The sequence below is a fragment of the Streptomyces sp. NPDC047706 genome, assembly GCF_043204795.1.
Lineage (GTDB): Bacteria > Actinomycetota > Actinomycetes > Streptomycetales > Streptomycetaceae > Streptomyces.
Genome location: NZ_JBIDCW010000011.1, coordinates 24,110 through 45,636 on the forward strand (window position 1 = coordinate 24,110; position 21,527 = coordinate 45,636).

Here is a 21,527-nt window from a genome sequence, read left to right on the forward strand (position 1 = left end):
ATACTGGCAAGGTGGGCGCATGGCTGATCGGGGAGCGAGCGCCCTGTCACTCCCGGACGACTGGCCCGCCCACCCGGACCCGATCCTGGCGCTCAACCAGATGGGCAGCTTCGACTGGGACCTGGACACCGGCCTGTTCCACATGGACGCCCAGGCGCACGAGGTCTTCGACATGCGCCCCGAGGAGTACGACGGCCGCCCGGAGACCCTGAACCTGCGGGTCCCGCCGGCCGAGGGACGGCGACTGGACAGCCTGGTGGCCCAGGCCATCAAGGACGGCAGCGAGAACTACGGCGCGTACTTCCGCCTCCGCCGCCGCGACGGCACGCTGCGCTGGACCCACACCCAGGGCTGCATCCGCCGCGACGCCACCGGCCGGCCGCGCCGGATCATCGGCATCGTCCGGGACGCCACCCGCGAGCTGAACGAGTACGCGGCGCGCCGCGACCAGACCGCCTGGAACCTGGCCGCCCGGCGCGACCAGACCAACGTCGTGCAGCTCATCACCGCCGCCCTCGCCAACGCCCGGACCGTCCAGGACGTCATCGACGTCCTCAAGGACACCCACGGCGTCACCCATCTGGGCGCGACCAGCCTGGTCATGGGGCTGCTGGAGGCCGGGCGCATCCGGCTGGTCGCCGAGGGCCCCGCGGGCAGCTTCGTCCCCGGCACCCTGGTCACCCGGATCGACGAGCCGTATCCGATGAGCGAGGTCGTGCGCACGCTCGCCCCCCGGTTCATCGAGTCCCCCGAGGAGTTCGCCGAGAGCTATCCGATCCTGTGGCCGCACATCACGGACCTCGACATCACCTCGGCCGCCTACCTGCCGCTCATCGTCCAGGCCCGCCCCATCGGCGCGATGGGCCTGCTCTACGGCGACCGGCGGGGCTTCACGACCGAGGAACGCAACATCCTCGTCGCCCTCGGCAGCAGCATCGCCCAGAGCCTGCAACGCGCGATGTTCTACGAGCAGGAGAAGGACCTCGCCGGCGGGCTCCAGCAGGCCATGCTGCCGCGCACCATCCCCAGCGTGCGGGGCGCCGACGTCGCGGTGCGCTACCGGTCGGCCTCCGTCGGCCGGGACATCGGCGGCGACTGGTACGACCTGATCCCGCTGCCGGGCGGCCGGGTCGGCGCGGTCATCGGCGACGTCCAGGGCCACGACACGCACGCGGCCGCCGTGATGGGCCAGCTGCGGATCGTGCTGCGCGCGTACGCCGCCGAGGGCCACACCCCGGCCACCGTGATGGCCCGCGCCTCCGTCTTCCTGCACGAGCTGGACACGGACCGCTTCGCGACCTGCCTGTACGCCGAGGCCGACCTCGCCACCGGAGTCGTGCAGGTGGTCAGGGCCGGCCATATCGACCCCCTGATCCGGGCGCCCGACGGCAGCTGCCGCCGCGCCCCCGTGGAGGGCGGCCTGCCGCTCGGCCTGTCCGCCGAGTTCGGGCGCCTGGCCTACCCCGTCGGCACCATCGAACTGGACCCCGGGCACACGCTGATCCTGTGCACCGACGGCCTGGTCGAGCAGCCGGGCGCCGACCTCGACGACGGCATGCAGGTCCTCACCGCGCTCGTCGCCTCCGGCCCGCAGGACGTGTGGAAACTCGCCGACCTGCTCAGCGAGGTGGCGGAGGAGCGCGGGGGCGACGACGACGTGGCCCTGCTCCTGCTGCGGCGCCGGGGCGCGGAAGCCCCGCAGAGCGGCGGCCGGCTCCAGCAGCACGTCGCTCCGGGCGACCCGGAGGCCCTCAGCCAGGCCCGGCACATGACCCGCGCCGCCGTGCGGGCCTGGGGTGCCGCCGACCGCGCGGACGAGGTCGAACTCGTCGCCGACGAACTGATCACCAATGCCCTGATGCACACCGAGGGCGCCGCGATCGTCACCCTGCGGGTCATCTCCGACACCGACCGGCGGCTGCGCGTCGAGGTGGAGGACTCCTCCAGCGCCCTGCCCCGCCGCCGTGAGGCCGGCGACTCCGGCGTCTCCGGGCGCGGCCTGCTCCTCGTCGACGTGCTCACCGACGTGTGGGGTGTGGAGGCGCGGGGCGGCGGCAAGTGCGTGTGGTGCGAGTTCGTGGTGCCGGACCGCGACTGAACGCCGGGTGCCCCTCGGCCGCCGGACACCCGGCACCGCCGGCCACGGATGGCACTCTTGACGTATGCCGGAACTGCCCGAGGTCGAAGCGCTCAAGGACTTCCTGACGGAGAACCTCGTCGGTCACGAGATCGTGCGCGTACTGCCGGTCGCCGTCAGCGTGCTGAAGACGTACGACCCGCCGCTGTCGGCCGTCGAGGGCCACGAGGTCGTGGCCGTGCGCCGGTACGGCAAGTTCCTGGACGTCGAGACCGGCGGCGGCCCGCATCTGGTGACCCACCTGGCCCGGGCCGGCTGGCTGCAGTGGAAGGACCGCCTCCCGGACGGCCCGCCCCGTCCCGGGAAGGGGCCCCTCGCCCTGCGCGTGGCCCTGGAGACCGGCGCGGGCTTCGACCTCACCGAGGCCGGCACCCAGAAGCGGCTCGCGGTGTACGTCGTGGCCGATCCGCAGCAGGTCCCCGGCGTGGCCCGGCTCGGCCCCGACCCGCTCGCCGGCGACTTCGACGAGGCGCGGCTGACCGCGCTGCTCCAGGGCGAGCGCCGCCGGCTCAAGGGCGCCCTGCGCGACCAGAGCCTGATCGCCGGCGTGGGCAACGCCTACAGCGACGAGATCCTGCACGCCGCGAAGATGTCCCCCTTCAAACTGGCCGCGTCCCTCACCCCCGAGGAGACCCGGAGACTGTACGAGGCCCTGCGCGCGACGCTCACGGAAGCCGTCGAACGCTCGCGGGGCGTGGCGGCCGGGCGGCTGAAGGCCGAGAAGAGGAGCGGGCTGCGGGTGCACGGCCGCACGGGGGAGCCCTGCCCGGTGTGCGACGACACCATCCGCGAGGTCTCCTTCAGCGACTCCTCGCTGCAGTACTGCCCGACCTGCCAGACCGGCGGCAAGCCGCTCGCCGACCGCAGGCTGTCCCGGCTGCTGAAGTGAGTGTTCAGAGGGACGGCGGCCACCACTCGACGAGCAGGATCGTCGCGTCGTCGCGCAGCCGGCCGGGCTGGGCGTCGAGGACCGAGTGGATCAGCTTGCGCAGCGTCTCCGGCGCGAGTTCGCCGGCGGCGGTGGCCCGGATGACGTGGTCGGCGAACCGCTCCATACCGGACTCGTCGCCGTCCCTGGTCCGCGCCTCGGTGACCCCGTCGGTGTACAGCAGGACCCGGTCGCCGGGCCGGAGCGTGATCCCGTGCACCTGCCGCGGCCGCGCGGCCAGCAGCGAGGCAGCTCATCGGCGGATCGGCCGCCCGTTCCATCGCGTCCACGAGAAGCCGCCGGTGCAGAACTGGTCCGGCAGCCACTCGGCCAGGGCGCCGTCCACGCTCTGCACCAGCTCCGGCAGATCGGCGCCGGTGCCCGCGCGTTGCGGCAGGCGGCCGGCGTGCGGTACGTCCAGCCGGCGAGGGAGTCGTCGACGGGCAGCGCGGAGGCGACGTCGGTCAGCGGTACCAGCTGTCGTTGCTGGAGGTCGGCGAGGCGGACCACGCAGCGCTGCAGGCCGAGGGCCTTGGAGCAGCGGGCCACCGCGGTGGACAGGTCCAGCGCCGAGCTGTCCGGAGCGGCGAGGAACTCCTCCAGCCGGCCGTCACCGGCGTCCGCCGTCGTCACCTCGTCTCCCCTCGTCGGCGGCCGTGCCGCGTCGGGTCACGTCGTTCAGCAGTCTCACGCCGCCGCGTGGCACCCGCCCGGTGAGGTTTCGCACGATTAAGGACCAAAGTCCCGAATGCGGACAAGGGGGTGATGGGCAGAGACGGTCGGGAGGAACAACCGCCCCACCGTACGAAAGGCTTTGAGGACCCACGATGCCGACCGTCGTCACCACGGCCCCGCCCGAGACCCCCGCCACCGCCCCGCACGGAACCGCGGCCCGCCCGGCCCGCGACGCCCCCGACACCGCGGCCGCCTTCCGCAGCCTCGCCGCGCTGCCCGCCGGGCCGCAGAAGGAGCGGGTGCAGGAGGAGCTGCTGCGGGCGTGGCTGCCCATGGCCCACCGGATCGCCTGGCGCTTCCGCGACAAGGGCGAGAGCACGGAGGACCTGCGGCAGGTCGCCGCGCTGGGGCTGCTGAAGGCGATCCGCCGGTTCGATCCGGACCGTGGCCCCTTCGAGCCGTTCGCGATACCGACGATCAGGGGCGAGCTGAGCCGCCACTTCCGGGACCGGATGTGGGACGTGCGGGTGCCCCGCCGGGTCCAGGAGCTGCGCAACGCGGTGCGGGCCGCCTACGCCGAGCTGGCGCACGTCCCCGGCGGCCGGCGGCCCACCGTCACCGAGCTCGCCGACCGTACCGGCCTGGGCGAGGAACAGGTGCGCGAAGGCATGGCGGCCCTGGAGAGCTACAGTGCCCTGTCCCTGGACGCGGCGAACGCCGGTGACGGGGCCGACGCGGTCGGGCCGAGCATCGCGGAACTGCTGGGCGGACCCGACGACGGCTACGAGCTGGTCGTCGACCGCGAAAGCGTCAAGGACGCGGTCCGGCGGCTGCCCCGGCGTGAGCGGGCCATCCTCTATCTGCGCTTCTTCGAGGACTGGACCCAGAGCAGGATCGCCGAGCGGCTGGGCATCTCCCAGATGCATGTCTCCCGGCTCCTGGCCCAGACCTGCGCCCGGATCCGCGACGAGACACTCCGCCCCGCCGAATCCGGCGACCCCGGGGGCCTGCCCAGGGCCTAGTGGGCGTCCAGTGTCACGAGCCGCTCCCCGGCCGTCGTGCGCACCTCGTAGCGGTCGATCTGGTCGGGGTGCAGGGCGGTGGCGCCCCGCATGGTGTTGGGGCGGGCGTCGTGCCTGGGCACGGTCCAGTTGGTCGCCGTCTCCTCCGAGCCGTCCCCGCCGATCACGACCAGCCGGCAGGCCCGGGGCCCGGCCGCGTCCTTGACCTCCAGCATCACCTTGCTGCCCCAGGGCACGTCCTCGGTCGTGATCTGCGCCCACACGCCGGAACGTTCGTCCGTGGCCGAAACCCGCACCGCCTGCTCCCCGCGCTCGGCCACGATCGCGACCGCGGGGCCGGCCAGGGCGCACACCACCGCGGCGGCCACGGCGAACAGCCGCAGCCTGCGGCCGGCCCGGTGCCGTGCCGCGACCTCGCCGAGCAGCCGGTCCAGCAGCCGCGGCCCGGCCCCCGCCATGGGATGCACCGCGCGCGGGGTGGCCCGCCGGTAGAGCATCAGCTGCCGGGCGGTGGGCCCGAATTCCGTGACCTGTACGGTGCACCGAGGGCACTCCATGAGGTGGTCCTCGAAACGGAAGGCGTCCGTCTCGTCCAGCACACCGAGCGCGTAGGCGCCGACGTCGCGATGCCTCTCCAGGGACCTCATGCCGAATCCTCGTGCCTTTGGGTGCGGGTGGGGTTACTCCTTGCTCCCATCGGTACGGACCAGGCACCGGAATCACTCAAGGCCTGTACAGAATCGCAACCAAGGGATTCGGAGCGCCCGGCCCCGGGGATTGGTCGGATTCCCGCCGAATCCCGTGAGCGGCTGCCGGCTAGAAGAGATGGATGGCCAGATGCCCCAGGGGCAGCCCCAGCTGCCACGCCGGCGTCCACACCTTCGGGCCCTCCTCCTCGCCCACCACCGGGCCGCCGCCCGGCACCGCGTTCAGGTCCGGTGCGAGCAGCTCGGTCTCCTGCAGCCAGCGCCAGGCCGCCTCCGCGAGCTCCAGGTCGGGTGCCGGCCCGCCGGACTCCACCGCCTCGGCGGCCACCTGTGTCATCCGCTCCCGCACCCACTCCTGCCACGGCTGGTCGTACGCCGTCAGCGACAGCCAGGTCTCCAGCTGGGAGACGACCCGGATGCCGGACAGCTCCCCGTCGGTGTCGGACAGGAAGATCGTCAGCGCCAGGGCGTCCCGCCCGGCACGGAACTCGAAGGACGTCGGCGGCATCAGGTCGCCGGTCCGCAGCAGTTCGTCGGCGATGTACTCGGCGTACAACCAGGCCATGGGGACGGTGAGTTCACCGCCACCGGTGCCGCCCATGCTCTGTTGACCTCTGTGCTGCATCCCTTCCTGCCTTCCTCCGGTGGTGCGCGTCGCCCGATCCGGCTCTCCAGTCCGGAACACGGATGAGGACAGCCGATTACTCAACCGGGGTCCTCAGCAAGGCGCTTTACGGAGGCTTGACTCGCCGATCGGTTTCATCGCAGGTCGGCCGCGTATCCCGGAAGCACCCGGCGCAGGGCGCGCAGGGCGTAGTAAGCGCGGGACTTCACGGTACCGGGCGGAATGCCCAGGGTCTGGGCCGCTTCCGCCACACTCGCCCCCTGGAAGTACACGAGCACCAGGACTTCACGGTGCTCGGGCGTGAGTGTCTTCACAGCCTGGCGCACGTCGACGGTGGCGGCCGAGCGTTCGGCGTGATCGGCGCACACCCGCGCGTTCTCCAGGACCGCGTCGCCGACCTCGGGCGGGCGAGCCTGCCGGGCCCGCCGGGCGTCGATCGCGAGCCGCCGGCCCACGGTCAGCAGCCAGGGCCGTACGGACTCGAAGGCGTCGGCGCGCAGCGCCTCGGGGTGCTGCCAGGCGCGGACGAGGGTCTCCTGCACCAGGTCCTCGGCGCGCTGCCGGTCGCCGTCGCAGAGCCTGAGCAGCAGTGCGAAGAGCGGTCGGCCGTGCTCCCGCTGGAGCGCGGCGAGCTCGTGCTCGGCGGTCGTCCCGCTGGTGATCGTGGTTCCGGCCGTCATGGCGGTATGGCATCGCAGGGCGCGGTCGCAGGACAGGGAGCGGGCACGGTGCTGCGACGGACGGTCGAACACGTCGGCGAACGGTGCGACGAACGGTCCGCCTCGCCCACTCGCGCGACGCGGACGGGTTAAAGGGACCCCTGGAGTTGTTTGCGACGGCGTCCAGCTTCGTACCTATTTGTGCGTAAATGCGACCGCACTGAGGTGAGCTGATGACCGTACGCATCGCACGCAGACGGCAGGTGGCCCTGGCCCTGACGGCTGTGCTCGCCGCGGCTGCCGCCTGCCAGGCCCGCGACGAGGAGCCCGGCGCCCGCACGGGCCCGCCGGCCGCCGCCACCCACCGCCCCTTCACCCTCGTGGCCTCCGGCGACGTCCTGCCGCACACGTCCGTGATCGAGCAGGCCCGCTTCGACGCGGGCGGCGCGGGCCACGACTTCCGGCCGATGTTCGCCGGCGTGGCACCCGTGGTCTCCGGCGCCGATCTGGCGCTGTGTCACATGGAGACGGTGTACGGCGAGAACGGGAAGTACTCCGGCTACCCGGAGTTCAAGTCCCCGCCGGAGATCGCCCAGGGCCTCGCCGAGACCGGCTACGACGGCTGCTCCACCGCCTCCAACCACAGCCTCGACGACGGCGCCGAGGGCATCCGGCGCACCCTGGACGCCCTCGACCAGGCCGGTGTCCGGCACGCCGGGACGGCGCGTACCGCTCAGGAGGCGCGCACGGTCACCGTCCTGCCCGCGGGCACGGCGAAGGTCGCCCACCTCGCCTACACCTTCGGCACCAACGGCCACCCGCTTCCGCCGGGCAGTCCCTGGGCCGTGAACCTCCTGGACGAGAACCGGATCGTGGCCGACGCCCGGGCCGCCCGGCGGGCGGGCGCCGACGTGGTCGTGGTCTCCGTGCACTGGGGCACCGAGTGGCAGGAGGAGCCGGACCGGCGCCAGCTGACCCTGGCGCGCAGCCTCACCGCGGCCAACTCCGCCGGCCGCCCCGACATCGACCTGATCCTCGGCACCCACGCCCATGTGCCGCAGGCGTACGAGAAGATCAACGGCACCTGGGTCATCTACGGCATGGGCGACCAGATCGCCGGCAGGATGACCAACCATCAGGGCGATCTGGACCCCCGCGGCAACCAGTCCGCCCTCGGCCGCTTCACGTTCACCCCGCCCGCCGCCCCCGGCGCCCGCTGGGAGGTGAGCAAGGCCGAGTTCATCCCGCAGATGTACGACATCGACGCCGGCCGGGTGGTCAACCTCAACGCGGCCCTCGCCCAGGGGGCCGACCTCGTCGGCGTACGCGACCGCGTCCACGCGGTCGTCCTCAGCCGGGGCGCGGGGCAGCAGGGGCTGGTGATGGGGGAGTAGCCGCCGCTCAGCCGACGTCGTCCCGCTGCTCACCGTCCACGGCGGCCTGGAACCCGCCGGCCCGCTCGCAGCCGCCGAACGGCTGGCCTGCACCCTCGCGGACGGCCGCTCGGTGAGCGTCGACGGCACCGGCCGCTACCGCAACCTGGAGCAGCCGAAGGTCTTCGACGAGACCCTGCTCGGCGTCCTCCGCGGCCTCTAACGCCCGGCCAGCTTCGACTTCCGGTACGAGTAGGCGAAGTAGATCACCAGGCCCAGCGCGAACCAGACGCCGAACCGCGCCCAGGTCTGCCGCTGCAGGAACGTGATCAGCCAGAGCGAGAAGACGACACCCACGGCCGGCACGAACGGCATCCACGGCGTACGGAAGGTACGCGGCAGCTCCGGCTGCCGGTAGCGCAGCACGATGACCGCGATGCACACCACGACGAACGCCAGCAGAATCCCGATGTTGGTCAGTTCGGCGGCCTCGCCGATCGGCAGGAACCCGGCGATGGCGGCCGACGCGAATCCCGCGATCCATGTCACTCGCGTCGGTACATGGCGGGTCGGGTGCGTCCTCGCGAACCACCTGGGCAGCAGCCCGTCCCGGGACATCGAGAACCACACGCGGGTGACGCCCAGCAGGAAGGTGAACATCACGGTGAGGATGCCGATGATCGCACCGACCGCGATCACGCTCGCGAGGGCGTCGAGACCCACCGACTCGAACGCGGTGGAGAAGCCGCTCTCCGGGTCGATCTCCGTGTACTTCTGCATGCCCGTCAGCACCAGGCACGCGGCCACGTACAGCACCATCGAGATCGCCAGCGAGTAGATGATCGCCTTCGGCATGTGCCGCTGCGCGTCCTTCGACTCCTCGGCCGCGGTGGACATGGCGTCGTACCCGAAGACCGCGAAGAACACGGTGGCCGCACCGGTGAACGCGCCGCCGATGCCGTAGGGGAAGAACGGGTTGTAGTTCGCGGTGTCGACGTGGAAGACGCCGACGCCGATGACCAGCAGCACCACCAGCACCTTCAGTACGACCACGACCATCTCGAAACGGGCCGCGTTCTTGATGCCGAGGGTCAGCAGGTAGGCGATGAACAGGCACAGCACCGCGGCGAACAGGTCCACCCGATGGCCCTCGCCGGTGCCGGGCGCGCCCAGCATCCAGCTCGGCAGGTCGGCGCCCAGCTGGTTGACGAGGAAGTTGAAGTAGCCCGAGATGCCGATCGCGACCACCGCCACGATCGCCGTGTACTCCAGCAGCAGGTCCCAGCCGATGAACCAGCCCACCAGCTCACCGAGGACCGCGTAGCCGTAGGTGTAGGCGGAACCCGCCTTCGGGATCAGCCCGGCGAACTCGGCGTACGACAGTGCGGCCGCCGCACTGGCCACACCCGCGATCAGGAAGGACACCAGCACCGCGGGCCCGGCCGTGCCGTTGGCCACCGCACCGGCCAGGGTGAAGATTCCCGCGCCGATGATGCCGCCGACGCCGATCGCGGTCAGCTGCCACAGCCCGAGGGACCGTTCGAGCTTGGGGCCTTCGGCGATCTCCGTGTCTTCGATGTGCTCGATGGGTTTGCGGCGGAGAATCCCCTCGCCCGTTCGGAGCCGGGTCATGCGCCTCACCTCTTCGCGATCGCCGAACCGCTGACGGCGGATCATGATGGCTCAGGCGCGCACCCGAGGAAAGGCGCCACGCACCCCTACGGCACGACTGTCACCGGCCACCGTCCGGCCTTCACCAGCCGGATCGCCACCGAGCCGATGATCCGGTGACCGGCCTGTTCGGAGGCGCCCACCACGACGGCGTCGGCCTTCAGCTCGTCCGCCGCCTTCACCAGCCCGCTGTACGGGTCGCCGCGGAAGGTGTGGAACTCCCAGCGCAGGTCGGACATCCCCTTGACCCGCTCGGTCGCGGCACGGATCTGCGTCACCAGGTCCTCGGCGATCTCGTCCGTGGCCACCGCGACGGGCGCCCCGAGCGCCGCGCCCGCGGCCAGCACCGGCTGCACGTACACGAGTGCCAGCAGCGCGTTCTGCCGCCGGGCCAGACCGGTGGCGTAGGCCGCGGCCCGCAGCGAGGAGTCGGAGCCGTCCACCCCGACCACGATGACCTTGGGTCCGTCCGTGCCGCGCTCGAACTGGTGCGCATGCTGTTCCGTCACGGCCCGAGGCTATCGGAAGCGCCCGGTCCGCCCACCGGGAGCCCACGCTCGTTGATGTGGGTGGTGGAGGGCCGGGCCTTGGCGCCGCCGTGGATCTGCCGCCGTGGACCTGGAGCGGAGCGATGAGGGCGTCTCCTACGGCACAACCCCTGCTCGGCCCGACGCGTGAGCTGATCCAGGGCGCGGCGACCGCCGCCTTCGGCACCGCCTGCTCCGAACCGACCGACCCCGTGGAACAACGCCGGCGCCTGACCGTACAGTGCCTGCTCTGCCGCGGGCGGCGACCTTGAGGCCACGGAACTGGACGAGGACTTCATGGAAGCGCTCGAGTACGCCATGCCTCCCACGGGCGGCCTCGGCATCGGCGTCGACCGGACGGTCATGTTCCGCACGGGCCCGACCATCCGGGAGACGCTGCCGTTCCCTCTGGTGCGGCGCCGCTGAAAGCGGATGACGCCGGGTGCCCGGATCCGCCGCCCGGGTGTTTTCCCGCCGCCGCGCCGGTGTCGCTGGGGTGCGCCGGGGGTGGGTGGGGCGACTGATGATTCATGAAGAAGGATCAGTTGCTCACGCGCCGCCGGGCGTTGATCGCCGGTGTCGGTGCCCTGGGCGCGGCCGGTGCCGCCGGTCTGCTGAGGGCGGGCCCGGGCGGCGAGGCCCGCCCGTCCGCCGCCCCCGCCCCCGGATCCCCGGCACGACGCCCCCTCAAGCCGTCCGCCTACCGTCTGCAGCCCCTGGCCGGCCAGGGGCCACCGGCCGCCTCCGGCCGCACCCCGGTCCGGCGCGAACCCCTGCTGCGCATCGACGGGATCGGCCGCACCATGGTCCTGACCTTCGACGACGGCCCCGACCCGCGCTACACCCCCGAGATCCTGCGCACCCTGCGCGAATACGACGTACGGGCGACGTTCTTCGTGTGCGGCGAGATGGCCGCCCAGCACCGGGACCTGCTGGCCGAGATGGCGGACGACGGCCATGTCGTCGGCAACCACACCTGGTCCCACCCCCTGCTCACCACCCTCACCCGCGCCCGCATCCGCGCCGAGATGGAGCGCACCAGCGAGATCATCGAGAAGGCCTACGGCGATCGCCCGCTGTGGTTCCGCGCCCCCTACGGCGCCTGGAACCGCGCCGCGTTCCAACTCGGTGCCGAACTGGGCATGGAACCCCTCGCCTGGACCGTCGACACCCTCGACTGGACCGAGCCCGGCACCCGCACCATCGTCGACCGGGTGGAGAGCGGCGCCGGCCCCGGCGTCGTCGTCCTCGCGCACGACGCCGGGGGCGACCGCTCGCAGAGCGTGTGGGCGCTGCGCGACTATCTGCCGCACCTGCTGGACGCCGGATACCACCTCACCGTGCCACGCCGGCACCAGGTGTGACCGGCGCCCGCCCGCCGGGTCGGGGCACGCTCAGCGCACCTCGACCAGGCGGGCGAAGGCGACGACGTTCCCGTCGTAGCCGTTCTGCTTCGAGAAGCCGCCACCGCAGGTGATGACCCGCAATTCCGGGACACCCTTGGAACCGTAGACGCGGTCTCCGGGGAAGTTGTCCTTCGCGAACACCTCGACGCCGTAGACCTCGAACACGGCCGTCTTCTTGTCCTGCCGGAGCACCTCGATGCGGCTTCCGCGCTTCAGTGCCCCGAGGCCGTAGAACACCGCGGGACCGGCCTGGTTGTCGACATGGCCGACGACCACGGCGGTGCCCTTCTCTCCGGGCGAGACGGCACCGGTGAACCAGCCCGCCAGATGGGGATCCTCCGGGGGCGGCGCGTCCACCCAGCCCTCGGCGTCCAGACCGACCGGCATCACCGGTGCGTCGACCTGGATCGCGGGAATCCGGATCCAGCCGGGCAGGGAGTACGGCAGCGCCGGCGGGGACTTGCCGAAGGTGGCCGGAGTGGAGGGCGCGTCCGCGGCCGCCGCCGACGCGGGCTGCGGCGGTCCCACGTCGAACTCCCCCGAGCCATTGCGGATGAGGGCGAGACCGGTCAGCAGGACAAGCGCTATCACGCCCCACGGCGCACGCTTCCTCCGCCGCTCCTCCTCTTCCTCCAACTCGGAAAGGAACATGGTGTCATCCCCTCTCGACGCGGCCGTCGCCACGTCAATTCAGCGCTTGGGAGCACGCTAGAACCCTGACGGGAAACCGGCGACGGGAGAGAGACGAATGGGTGTACCGGTCATGCCCGGTGCGCCATCCGAGTTGCCGCGCGCAGGTTTTTTCCCATGGTCCGTGACCTGCGGCGATATCTGATTGTGCGGTTATCGTCCGGCGTGTTGTTTCACCTGGACGGCCCATCCCCGAAATGCGGGATTGTGCACGGCAACTGAGGGTTTTGCTGGGAGACGCTGTCTCGCCGATTCACCGGGAACGGGTCCCGGGGCGTCTTCCGCGGAGGATGACATGCGTAACTCTCGTGCCCTGGCGGTCTCCGCCGCGGCCGCCGCGCTCCTACTCGGGGCCGCGGCCCCGGCGGCCGTCGCGGGGAACGGCCCGGCCAACATCGTCGCCCTGCCCAGCGTCATCGCCCGCGGGGGCCAGATGACGGTCACCGTGGACGGCTGCCCCAGAGGCGGCGCCGTGTACTCCGATGCCTTCCGCTCGACCACCCTGTCACCGGTCAAGGGCGCCAACCTGACGTCGAGGGGCAACGCGACGATCTACAGCGACGCCCGCCCCGGCACCTACGACATCACCGTCCACTGCTCCGGCCGGCGGCTGACCCGCCCGAACGCCTTCACCGTCATCGGCGGTGTCCGCGGCGGTCTCGGCGGCAGCATCTCCTCCGGGGCGACGCCCACCGACATGGCCATCGGCGGCGGTCTGGTCGCCTCGGCCGTCATCGGCAGCGGCGTCTTCTGGATGCGCCGCCGCTGCGAGAACCACGCCTGACGCGCCGCCCCGCGTCGGGAGGACCGATCGCACGTGAGGGCGTCGGCCCCGGACCCCGCACGGTTCCGGGGCCGACGGCATGTGCGGGGGTGCCGTGGTCGAGAGCGGGCGGCATGCCGGTTCGCGGCCGAGGGCGCGCGCTGCGACCCGTATCGCGCCCATGTGGATCCTCCGGTCCCCGAGGAGCAGGCACGGACGTCGCGCCCGCGCCGGAAATGCACCTCGATGACTGAAACGCTAGGAACAGGACCGCGTGTTCGCTATCGCAGTGGTGCGAACGGGGCACACAGGTGGGCCGTCCGGGGGCCGGCGCTGCTGCGGCCGGGGGACGGCGGCGGCGTGCCGGACGTCCCCCGGGGGCCCACGACGCGCGGGTGCCGGCACGCGGCGGGCCGGGGAGCGGGCCCCGTCGGCCGCCCGTCAGTTCCCGGCGTTGGGGAAGAGGTCCAGGAACGGCTGGTACGAGGCCGCGACACCCCTGCTGTAGGGCGAGTCGAAGTCCCAGATCAGGAAGAGCAGGAAGGCGATCAGCGCCGAGAACAGCACGGCGAGGACCAGTTCGCGCGGGGTGCGCCGGATCTGCAGGGCGAAGATCATCCCGATGGTGATGACGGCCCCCGCGATGAGCCCGAACCACACCACGGCAGGCATCGTCGACTCGGTCGAGTCCGCCCGCGCGTGCCGTGCCCGGTCCGCCTCGGCCACCTGGTCGACGAGCGGCTGATAGGCCTGCGCCTCGAAGTCGGTCCCCGGCTCGTAGTCGGTGACGGTCGCGCGCACCTGGTCCAGCAGCTCGGTACCGCGCGCGGTGACCTTCCCCTCCTCGGTCATCGCCTTCCACTCGATGGTGACGACGTGTCCGACATAGGTGTTGACATCCTCCCTAATGCGCTCACGTACGTCGGACGGGTAGACCCGGACCCGTTCCGTGATCTCGTGCAGTGCCTGCGCCTCCGCCCGCACGTGGTCCTGGGCGACGCTGCGCGCCTCCCATACACCGGCGATGGCAAGGCCGAGCACGATGGCGTACACCACACCGATCCACATCGTCATGTACTCGATGACGTCCGGCGTCTCGGAGGGATCCTCGTCCTCGGACGCCGCACGGTTGCGAAGCAGGGTGATGAAGACCACCAGGGCACAGGCGGCCAGCATCGCGAGGGTGAGAACAAGCCATTCCGGCAACGGAAGCCTCCAGGGATCAGCGCGGACGCAGTGCGGCGACGGCGAGCAGCGCCGGCACGGTGATGAGCAGGACGTAGGTGACCGGCGACTGACCGCCCCGGGTCTGGCGGTTGCGCGGCGGCGTTCGGTAGCGGGGGTAGCTCACCGGCGTCACGGTCGGACGCGGGGTGGGCTCGGCCGACGGGGACGGGGACGGGGACGGGGACGGGGACGGGGGCGGCGGTGGCGCCGGCCTGGCAGCCGGGGTCGGCGGGGGCGCGGGGGCCGGTGGCGGTGGCGGCGCGGGCCGGGGTGGCGCCTCGGACCGCGGGGTGGGCGTCGGTTTCGGCGGCGGGGTGGGCTTCGGCGGAGGTGGCGGAGGTGGCGGAGGTGGCGGCGGTGTCGGTTCGGGCGGCGGAGTCGGCGTCGGTGTCGGGCTGGGGGTGGGGGTGGGCGTGGGGCTGGGGCAGATCGGGGGAGTGGGCCATGTCCGGCTCCCCGCGACCGCCACCGCCTCCGTGCCGCCCGGTCCGGTGGACGCGTACGCACAGGAGTCGGCCGCCACGACGCCGGCCGGGGCGCCCACGAGCGCCACGGCCAGCGTCACCATGACCAACATCCGTGCGGCGACGGGCGATTGGGTCGTTTCGGAACCATGCACGACCGAGATCATGAGGCTTCCCGTGTCCCCACACGCCCGGGCGGCCGGGGGATTGCCCCGAATGGGGGAAGTGCGCGCCAGGGGGTTTGATCGGCACGGGACGGTGTGCCCGATCGCCCGGACGCGCGTACGGGTGGCGGCCGGCGAACGGTACGGCGCACAGGGCCTGATCGGGCCCCGGCTCCCGGGTTCCGGCCGTGGTCCCGGAAAGAAATCTCCGATCCGGTTGAGACAACCGGCGTCCCCGTTCGTACCCATTGTCGTGCGGCGGCACAGCAGGGCGCTGCAATATCCTTGTGATTATGGGGAGTTGACGATGAAGACCTCCTGGCGGAGCGCCTCGCTCGTGGCGAGCGCCGCGGCCGTACTGGCGCTGACGACGGCGTGCGGTCAGGAAAGTGGTCCCCAGTCGGCCAGCCAGAACGTGGGCGCCACCGCCGCGGCGGGCGGATACGGCGGCACGGGGCTCGACACCGGCGCCGGTACCGGCACCGGCGTGGGTGCCCCGGCGGGCGAGCAGGGCACGGGCGCCCAGGCCGCGCCCGCGGGCGAAATCTCGGTCGCGGACAACGGGGAGCTCGGGAAGGTGCTCGCCGACAGTGCCGGCCGTACCCTCTACCGCTTCGACCAGGACACGGCGGAACCGCCGAAGACCAACTGCGAGGGTGACTGCGCGACCGCCTGGCCGCCCGTTCCGGCCGACGACGCCACCGCGGGCGAGGGCATCGACGAGGCGCTGCTCGGCGAGGTCACCCGCCCCGACGGCACCAAGCAGCTCACCGTCGCGGGCTGGCCGGCGTACCGCTATGCGAAGGACGTCAACCCGGGCGACACCAAGGGCCAGGGCGTGGGCGGCACCTGGTACGCGCTGGCGCCGGACGGCAAGAAGGCCACGGCGGCGGACCTGCCCGGGCTGTCCACCCGCAAGGACCCCGAGCTCGGCGAGATCGTCGTCGACAGGAACGGCCTCACGGTCTACCGCTTCATGAAGGACTCGCAGTGGCCGATGAAGACGGCGTGCACCGGCGAGTGCCTGGAGAAGTGGCCGGTCGTCGCGCCGGTCGACGCCAAGGACACCAAGGGCATCGACCTGCAGGGCTCCAGCGCCAACCGGGGCTATGTCGTCTTCGACCGGCCCGACGGCATCAAGCAGCAGACCATCGACTGTGTGCCCATCTACACCTTCGCCGGGGACAAGAAGCCCGGTGACACCAACGGCCAGGGCGTGGGCGGCACCTGGTTCGCGGTGAAGCCCGACGGCAAGCCGGTCGGCGCGCCCGCGCAGTAGCGAAGGACCTTCCCGGGCCGGGCCCGGCGCACGGCCGAGCGGTCCGCATCCCGCGCAGCACCACGCGGTATGCGGACCGTTTTGGCGTCATTCACCGGAGTCTTCCGGATTCACCGGCAGTCTTCTGGGCTCATCCCATTTCTCCGGGACTCTGCGGCACCTGCCGGATACTTTTCGTAAGCGTTCCCCGGGAGGTCAATTCGGCACGCGCCGCAGGCAGTGACCGGGAACGGACGGTCAATTTCCGTTTCAGGTCGCTCCATTGGCGGGCGATCAGTAGCCTCTGCTCGAACACCGGATCGCCTACGCCATGGAGAGACAGATGGAGCGTCCCGCCTGGGCGCCACGGAGCATCGACATCTCGGTGCCGAGTGTCGCGCGGATCTACGACTACTACCTGGGCGGTTCGCACAACTTCGAGGTCGACCGGGAAGCGGCCCGCCGGGCCATGGAGTTCATGCCGGGGCTGCCGAAGATCATGCGGGCGAACCGGGCCTTCATGTGCCGCGCGGTGCGGCACGCCGCCGCCGAGGGCATCACACAGTTCCTGGACATCGGCTCGGGCATCCCGACGCACGGCAACGTCCACGAGGTGGCCCAGGCGGCCAGCCCCGGCGCGCGGGTGGTCTACGTCGACCACGACCCGGTCGCCGTCGCGCACAGCCAGGCCGTTCTCGAAGGCAACGACGACGCGGGCGTGGCCGCGGCCGACGTGCGCAAGCCGCGGGACATCCTGTCCAGCCCCGAGGTGGAGCGACTGCTCGACCTGAAGCGGCCGGTGGCGCTGCTGCTCGTCGCCGTACTGCACTTCGTGGAGGACGCGGACGACCCCTACGGGGCGGTCGCTCAGCTGAGCGACGCACTCGCGCCCGGCAGCATGCTCGTGCTGACGCATGCCTCGTACGAGGGAATCCCGCTGGCACCCGAGCGGGCGGGTGGCGCGGTCGACGTATACAAGGACCTCCGCAACCCGCTGATCATGCGCTCGCGCGAGGAGATCGCGCGGTTCTTCGAGGGGTACGACATGGTGGAACCGGGACTGGTGCCGATGCCCGTCTGGCGGCCCGACACCGCGCCGGAGGACGAGGATCCCTACGCCTTCTCCGGCTTCGCCGGCGTGGGGCGTACCGCGTGATCGCCGAGCCGGACGGGCCGGAGGACAGATTGCGGAGGTTCGCGAAGATCTGGAGCCGGGCGGTCTACCCCGCCACCTCGACCTCGCTGACCAGACCGGAGTTCGAGGGACAACTGCTGCCGCTGGCAAGGAGACTGAGCGCGGCACTGCTCGCGCGGACCTACGACGCGGCCGAGGGCCGCGCGGTCGGCGCCGCCCTGGTCGACGCGCACTGCACCGACCCGGAGGCGCTCTGCCAGGCCCTGGACTGCGTCGACGCCTATCTGGTGCTCTACTGCGGCGACGACGGTCCCCAGGAGGATCTGCGGGCCCGTTCCGCCCGGCTGCAGCACGCCATGGCCGCCGGGTTCGCCCAGGCGCTGCGGGAACGCACCCTCGCCGAGCAGGAGCGCATCGCGCAGGCGGCGCTGCGCGCCCAGGGTGTGGTGGCGCAGGCGCTGCACGCCAGCGAGGCCCGCTTCCGCGCGGTCTTCGAGGGCGCGGCCATAGGCATCGGCATCGCGGACCTCGACGGCAACGTGCTGGAGGTCAACGGCGCGCTGACGCGCATGTTCGGCGGCTCCGAACAGAACGTGCGCGGTCGCAGAGTCCAGGAGTGGACCCACGCCGACGACGCCCCCCACGTCTGGCGGCTCTACGAGGAGCTGGTGCGCGGCGAACGCGAGCACTACCACGTGGAGAAGGCCTTCTACCGGCCCGACGGAACGGTCCTGTGGACCAACCTCACCGTCTCCCTGCTGCGCGACCCCGACGGCAACCCGCAGTACCAGCTCGCGCTGATGGAGGACACCACCGAACGGCGGCTGCTGAACCTCCGGCTGCGCTACGAGGCCACCCACGACGCCCTCACCGGACTGCCCAACCGCACCCTGTTCTTCGAGCGCCTGGAGAAGGCCCTCGGCGCGGGCGAGGGCCAGCGCTTCGGCCTGTGCTACCTCGACCTCGACGGCTTCAAGACCATCAACGACAGCCTCGGCCACGCGGCCGGCGACCGGCTGCTCGTCGAGGTCGCCGACCGCCTCCAGGCCTGCGCCACCGCACCCGGTGAGATGGTCGCCAGGCTCGGCGGCGACGAGTTCGTGGCGCTCACCACCGGTCCCGACACCCAGCGCGAGGTCGACGAGCTCGCCGCCCGGATCATGAACGCGCTCATCGCCCCGATCAGCGTGGAGGGCCGGCAGCTGACGGTGCGCGGCAGCATCGGCGTCGTCGAGGGCGCGGCGGGGGAGCGCAGCGCGGCCGAGGTGCTGCGCAGCGCCGACATCACCATGTACCGGGCCAAGTCGGCCGGCGGCAACCGCTTCGAAGTGGCCGACGCCGAGGCCGACGCCCGCGCCATCACCCGGCACGGCCTCACCACGGCACTGCCGACCGCGCTGGACCGGGGCGAGTTCTTCATCGAGTACCAGCCCCTGGTGCACCTGGGTGACGGCAGCGTGCGCGGCGCGGAGGCGCTGGTCCGCTGGCTGCACCCGCAGCACGGCGTCCTCGGCCCCGACCGGTTCATCCCGCTCGCGGAGCACACCGGCCTGATCGTGCCACTGGGCCGCTGGGTCCTGGAGCAGTCGGTGCGCCAGGCCCGCGACTGGCGCGAGCGCCACGCCGGCACGCCCTCCGCGCCGCTGCGGATCAACGTCAACCTCTCCCCGTGCCAGCTCACCCACCCCGGCCTGGTCCAGGACACGGTCGACATCCTGGAGGCCGAGGGCGTCGCGCCCGACGCGCTCTGCCTGGAGGTCACCGAGTCGGCCCTGATCGGCGCCGACGACGACCTGCTCAAGCCGCTGCGGCGGCTGGCCGAGATGGGCGTCGACATCGCCCTGGACGACTTCGGCACCGGCTACTCCAACCTCGCCAACCTCCGCCGTCTGCCGGTGAGCGTCCTCAAGCTGGACCGCTCCTTCACCCAGAGCATGCAGCGGTTCCCGGCCGACCCCGTCGACCTCAAGATCGTCGAAGGCATCGTCTCCCTCGCCCACAGCCTCGACCTCGCGGTCACGGTCGAGGGCGTGGAAACCGGGGCCCAGGCCGAACAGCTGCGCATACTCGGCTGCGACACGGCACAGGGCTGGTACTACGCCCGCCCGGGCCCCCCGGAACGACTCCACGAACTGGCGATGGCCGACGCAACCACCTGACCCACGACGCCCTCAGGGGGCCCGGGACCGACCCCACCCACGACTCCGCCCCGAGGGTGCGCCGCACGCCCTCAGGGGCGCGGGGACCTGCGCGACCGGCCCCTGCGACCCGCACCCGCCGTCCCGCCGTGGGGCTCCGCCTCCGCAGACGCGCCCTGCCGCACGCTCTCAGGGGCGCGGGGACCTGCGCGACCGGCCCCCACGACCCCCACCGAACCCTCAGGCCCAAGCACCACCACGACCCCGCGGTAAGCGCCCCTCACCGCTCCAGCAGCATCCGCTGCAGCTCCCGGGCGGCCCGGGGCGGTGCCACGTCACTGCGGTGCGCCAGCGCGATCGTCCGATGCAGTCCGGGCCGGGCCAGCGGCGTCACCCGCAGCCCCCGCCCGGACCGCGCGGCGACCATGCGCGGGACCACGGCCACCCCCAGCCCAGCCCGCACGAACCCCAGCACCGCGTCCATCTCGCCCCCCTCCACCGCGAAGTCCGGCTCGAACCCCGCGGAGCGACAGGCGGCGACGGTCAGTTCCCGCAGGTCGTACCCGTGCCGGAACATCACCAGCCGCTCGCCCTCCAGATCGGCGATCCGTACCGTCCGGCGCCCCTCGCCCGGCGGCGACGCCTCCGGCGACGACACCACCACCAGGTCCTCCCGCAGCAGCTCCACCGTCTTCAGCGCGGGTGACGGCGTCGGCAGCGGCAGCACGACGAGGGCAAGATCGAGGGCGCCGCGTGCGAGATGCCGTACGAGATCGTGCGAGCCGCTCTCCTCGATCAGCAGCTGGATGCCCGGATAGCGGTCGTGGAAGGCGCGCAGCACATCCGGCAGCAGTCCCGTGCACACGCTGGGCGTGGCCCCCAGCCGCACCCGGCCCCGACGCAGCTGCACCAGCTCCTGCACCTCGTGCCGCGCCGTGTCCGCGTCGGCCAGGATCCGGCGGGCCAGCGGCAGCAGTGCCTCGCCCGCGTCGGTGAGCGTGATGTTCCCCCGCGCCCGCAGGAACAGATCGGCCCCCAGCTCCCGCTCCAGCGCCTTGATCTGCTGCGACAGCGAGGGCTGGGCGACATGGACGAGATCCGCGGCCCGGGTGAAGTGCCGGGTCTCGGCCACCGCCACGAAGTACTGGAGCTGCTGGAACTGCATGCAGCAAGCATAGGCCTGAGCTATCGAATCAAGGCAGACCATGTCTTGGACTGATGGGCCCGCGCACGCCTACGGTGCGGGACATGGCTCTGGCAACGCGGACGGACCGACGGCCGTCCATGGCGCGCACGATGTGGGACAGCTCCGTCGGCAAGAAGACCGTGATGGCGGTCAGCGGGCTGATCATGCTGCTGTACCTGGTCGTCCACATGATCGGCAACCTGAAGATCTTCTTCGGCGCAGGCGAGTTCAACCACTACGCGCACTGGCTGCGCACCGTGGGTGAGCCGTTCCTGCACTACGAGTGGACGCTGTGGCTGGTCCGGATCGTCCTCGTCGTCGCGGTCGTCGCCCACGCCGTCTCCGCGTACCAGCTGAGCCGCCGCGACATGAAGGCGCGCCCCAGCAAGTACGTCCACAAGAAGGCGCGCGCCTCCTACGCGACGCGCACCATGCGCTGGGGCGGGATCATCCTCGCCCTGTTCATCGTCTGGCACATCCTCGACCTGACCACCGGCACCGTGCACACCGGCGGCTTCGAGCACGGCCGTCCCTACCAGAACGTCGTGGACACCTTCTCCACCTGGTACGGCAACGTGATCTACATCGTCGCGGTGCTCGCCGTCGGCCTGCACATCCGGCACGGGTTCTGGAGCGCCGCACAGACCCTGGGCGCCGGCAGCCGCACGCGCGACCGCGCGCTGAAGGCCACCGCGAACGCCCTCGCGCTGCTCCTCACGGCCGGGTTCCTCGCCGTGCCCGTAGGCGTCATGACCGGATTGGTGAGCTGAAG

General features: G+C 72.0%; 20 protein-coding genes and 1 pseudogene. 11 read left to right on the plus strand and 10 right to left on the minus strand.

The annotated features are described in order from the left end of the window. Positions 1-19: 19 nt before the first annotated feature. Together ACGF8A_RS15175 and ACGF8A_RS15180 are read left to right on the plus strand one after the other, a co-directional pair. A complete protein-coding gene (locus ACGF8A_RS15175) occupies positions 20-2,098 on the plus strand; it encodes a SpoIIE family protein phosphatase (protein ID WP_393108134.1) in 2,079 nt (692 codons plus the stop codon). Positions 2,099-2,162: 64 nt separating this feature from the next. Then, the gene (locus tag ACGF8A_RS15180; RefSeq protein WP_393108136.1) at positions 2,163-3,026 is read left to right on the plus strand and encodes an Fpg/Nei family DNA glycosylase; all 864 of its coding nucleotides are present in this window, start codon (positions 2,163-2,165) and stop codon (positions 3,024-3,026) included. A 4-nt stretch (positions 3,027-3,030) separates the two neighbouring features. Here the strand turns inward: ACGF8A_RS15180 and ACGF8A_RS15185 are convergent, their stop codons facing one another. Then, on the minus strand, positions 3,031-3,285 hold the full coding sequence (locus ACGF8A_RS15185; protein ID WP_393108138.1) for a SpoIIE family protein phosphatase: 255 nt from the start codon (positions 3,283-3,285) through the stop codon (positions 3,031-3,033). Positions 3,286-3,892: 607 nt separating this feature from the next. Between ACGF8A_RS15185 and ACGF8A_RS15190 the strand changes: the two genes are divergently transcribed. Further along, positions 3,893-4,762, plus strand: coding sequence for a SigB/SigF/SigG family RNA polymerase sigma factor (locus tag ACGF8A_RS15190; protein WP_393108140.1), 870 nt, complete (start codon positions 3,893-3,895; stop codon positions 4,760-4,762). On the opposite strand, the gene ACGF8A_RS15195 is transcribed toward ACGF8A_RS15190, so the two are convergent. The 3 genes from ACGF8A_RS15195 to ACGF8A_RS15205 all read right to left on the minus strand — a co-directional run bounded on the left by ACGF8A_RS15195 (position 4,759) and on the right by ACGF8A_RS15205 (position 6,774). Beyond that, the gene (locus ACGF8A_RS15195; protein WP_393108142.1) at positions 4,759-5,409 is read right to left on the minus strand and encodes a zf-HC2 domain-containing protein; all 651 of its coding nucleotides are present in this window, start codon (positions 5,407-5,409) and stop codon (positions 4,759-4,761) included. The two genes, ACGF8A_RS15190 and ACGF8A_RS15195, sit on opposite strands and share 4 nt — an antisense overlap. 169 nt (positions 5,410-5,578) lie before the next feature. Then, a complete protein-coding gene (locus tag ACGF8A_RS15200; RefSeq protein WP_393108144.1) occupies positions 5,579-6,094 on the minus strand; it encodes a hypothetical protein in 516 nt (171 codons plus the stop codon). A 134-nt stretch (positions 6,095-6,228) separates the two neighbouring features. Continuing rightward, positions 6,229-6,774, minus strand: a complete 546-nt coding sequence (locus ACGF8A_RS15205; protein WP_393108146.1) for a sigma-70 family RNA polymerase sigma factor — start codon at positions 6,772-6,774, stop codon at positions 6,229-6,231. Between the two features lie 212 nt (positions 6,775-6,986). Between ACGF8A_RS15205 and ACGF8A_RS15210 the strand changes: the two genes are divergently transcribed. Further along, positions 6,987-8,147 (plus strand): CapA family protein, encoded by a 1,161-nt coding sequence (locus tag ACGF8A_RS15210; protein ID WP_393108148.1) that lies wholly within the window; start codon positions 6,987-6,989, stop codon positions 8,145-8,147. Positions 8,148-8,345: 198 nt separating this feature from the next. Here ACGF8A_RS15210 and ACGF8A_RS15215 read toward each other — a convergent pair whose 3' ends face one another. Further along, complete coding sequence (locus ACGF8A_RS15215) at positions 8,346-9,758, minus strand: amino acid permease (protein WP_393108151.1); 1,413 nt, start codon at positions 9,756-9,758, stop codon at positions 8,346-8,348. 86 nt (positions 9,759-9,844) lie between these two features. Then, on the minus strand, positions 9,845-10,306 hold the full coding sequence (locus ACGF8A_RS15220; protein ID WP_393108154.1) for a universal stress protein: 462 nt from the start codon (positions 10,304-10,306) through the stop codon (positions 9,845-9,847). Between the two features lie 200 nt (positions 10,307-10,506). Here ACGF8A_RS15220 and ACGF8A_RS15225 point away from each other — a divergent pair. Both ACGF8A_RS15225 and ACGF8A_RS15230 read left to right on the plus strand, forming a co-directional pair. After that, a pseudogene (locus ACGF8A_RS15225) lies at positions 10,507-10,750 on the plus strand (amino acid--tRNA ligase-related protein); the annotation flags it as partial. A gap of 104 nt (positions 10,751-10,854) precedes the next feature. Next, a complete protein-coding gene (locus ACGF8A_RS15230; RefSeq protein WP_393108157.1) occupies positions 10,855-11,688 on the plus strand; it encodes a polysaccharide deacetylase family protein in 834 nt (277 codons plus the stop codon). 30 nt (positions 11,689-11,718) lie between these two features. Here ACGF8A_RS15230 and ACGF8A_RS15235 read toward each other — a convergent pair whose 3' ends face one another. Next, complete coding sequence (locus ACGF8A_RS15235) at positions 11,719-12,381, minus strand: class F sortase (protein WP_393108160.1); 663 nt, start codon at positions 12,379-12,381, stop codon at positions 11,719-11,721. A gap of 334 nt (positions 12,382-12,715) precedes the next feature. On the opposite strand from ACGF8A_RS15235, the gene ACGF8A_RS15240 reads away from it, so the two are divergent. Continuing rightward, a complete protein-coding gene (locus tag ACGF8A_RS15240) occupies positions 12,716-13,204 on the plus strand; it encodes a hypothetical protein (protein ID WP_393108163.1) in 489 nt (162 codons plus the stop codon). 420 nt (positions 13,205-13,624) lie between these two features. Here ACGF8A_RS15240 and ACGF8A_RS15245 read toward each other — a convergent pair whose 3' ends face one another. Both ACGF8A_RS15245 and ACGF8A_RS15250 read right to left on the minus strand, forming a co-directional pair. Further along, the gene (locus ACGF8A_RS15245) at positions 13,625-14,389 is read right to left on the minus strand and encodes a hypothetical protein (RefSeq protein ID WP_393108166.1); all 765 of its coding nucleotides are present in this window, start codon (positions 14,387-14,389) and stop codon (positions 13,625-13,627) included. Positions 14,390-14,405: 16 nt separating this feature from the next. After that, a complete protein-coding gene (locus tag ACGF8A_RS15250; protein WP_393108168.1) occupies positions 14,406-14,534 on the minus strand; it encodes a hypothetical protein in 129 nt (42 codons plus the stop codon). Positions 14,535-15,345: 811 nt separating this feature from the next. On the opposite strand from ACGF8A_RS15250, the gene ACGF8A_RS15255 reads away from it, so the two are divergent. The 3 genes from ACGF8A_RS15255 (at position 15,346) to ACGF8A_RS15265 (ending at position 19,590) form a co-directional block, all read left to right on the plus strand. After that, positions 15,346-16,317, plus strand: coding sequence for an SCO0930 family lipoprotein (locus ACGF8A_RS15255; RefSeq protein WP_393108170.1), 972 nt, complete (start codon positions 15,346-15,348; stop codon positions 16,315-16,317). A gap of 322 nt (positions 16,318-16,639) precedes the next feature. Next, positions 16,640-17,452 (plus strand): SAM-dependent methyltransferase, encoded by an 813-nt coding sequence (locus ACGF8A_RS15260; RefSeq protein WP_393108172.1) that lies wholly within the window; start codon positions 16,640-16,642, stop codon positions 17,450-17,452. Further along, positions 17,449-19,590, plus strand: a complete 2,142-nt coding sequence (locus tag ACGF8A_RS15265) for a putative bifunctional diguanylate cyclase/phosphodiesterase (protein ID WP_393108174.1) — start codon at positions 17,449-17,451, stop codon at positions 19,588-19,590. Before ACGF8A_RS15260 ends, ACGF8A_RS15265 begins: the two co-directional genes overlap by 4 nt. 259 nt (positions 19,591-19,849) lie before the next feature. Here ACGF8A_RS15265 and ACGF8A_RS15270 read toward each other — a convergent pair whose 3' ends face one another. After that, entirely contained in the window at positions 19,850-20,734 is an 885-nt protein-coding gene (locus ACGF8A_RS15270) for a LysR family transcriptional regulator (protein ID WP_393108175.1), read from the minus strand. Positions 20,735-20,853: 119 nt separating this feature from the next. Between ACGF8A_RS15270 and ACGF8A_RS15275 the strand changes: the two genes are divergently transcribed. Further along, positions 20,854-21,525: a succinate dehydrogenase gene (locus ACGF8A_RS15275; protein ID WP_393108512.1), complete on the plus strand. Its 672-nt coding sequence runs from the start codon at positions 20,854-20,856 to the stop codon at positions 21,523-21,525. Positions 21,526-21,527 lie beyond the last annotated feature (2 nt).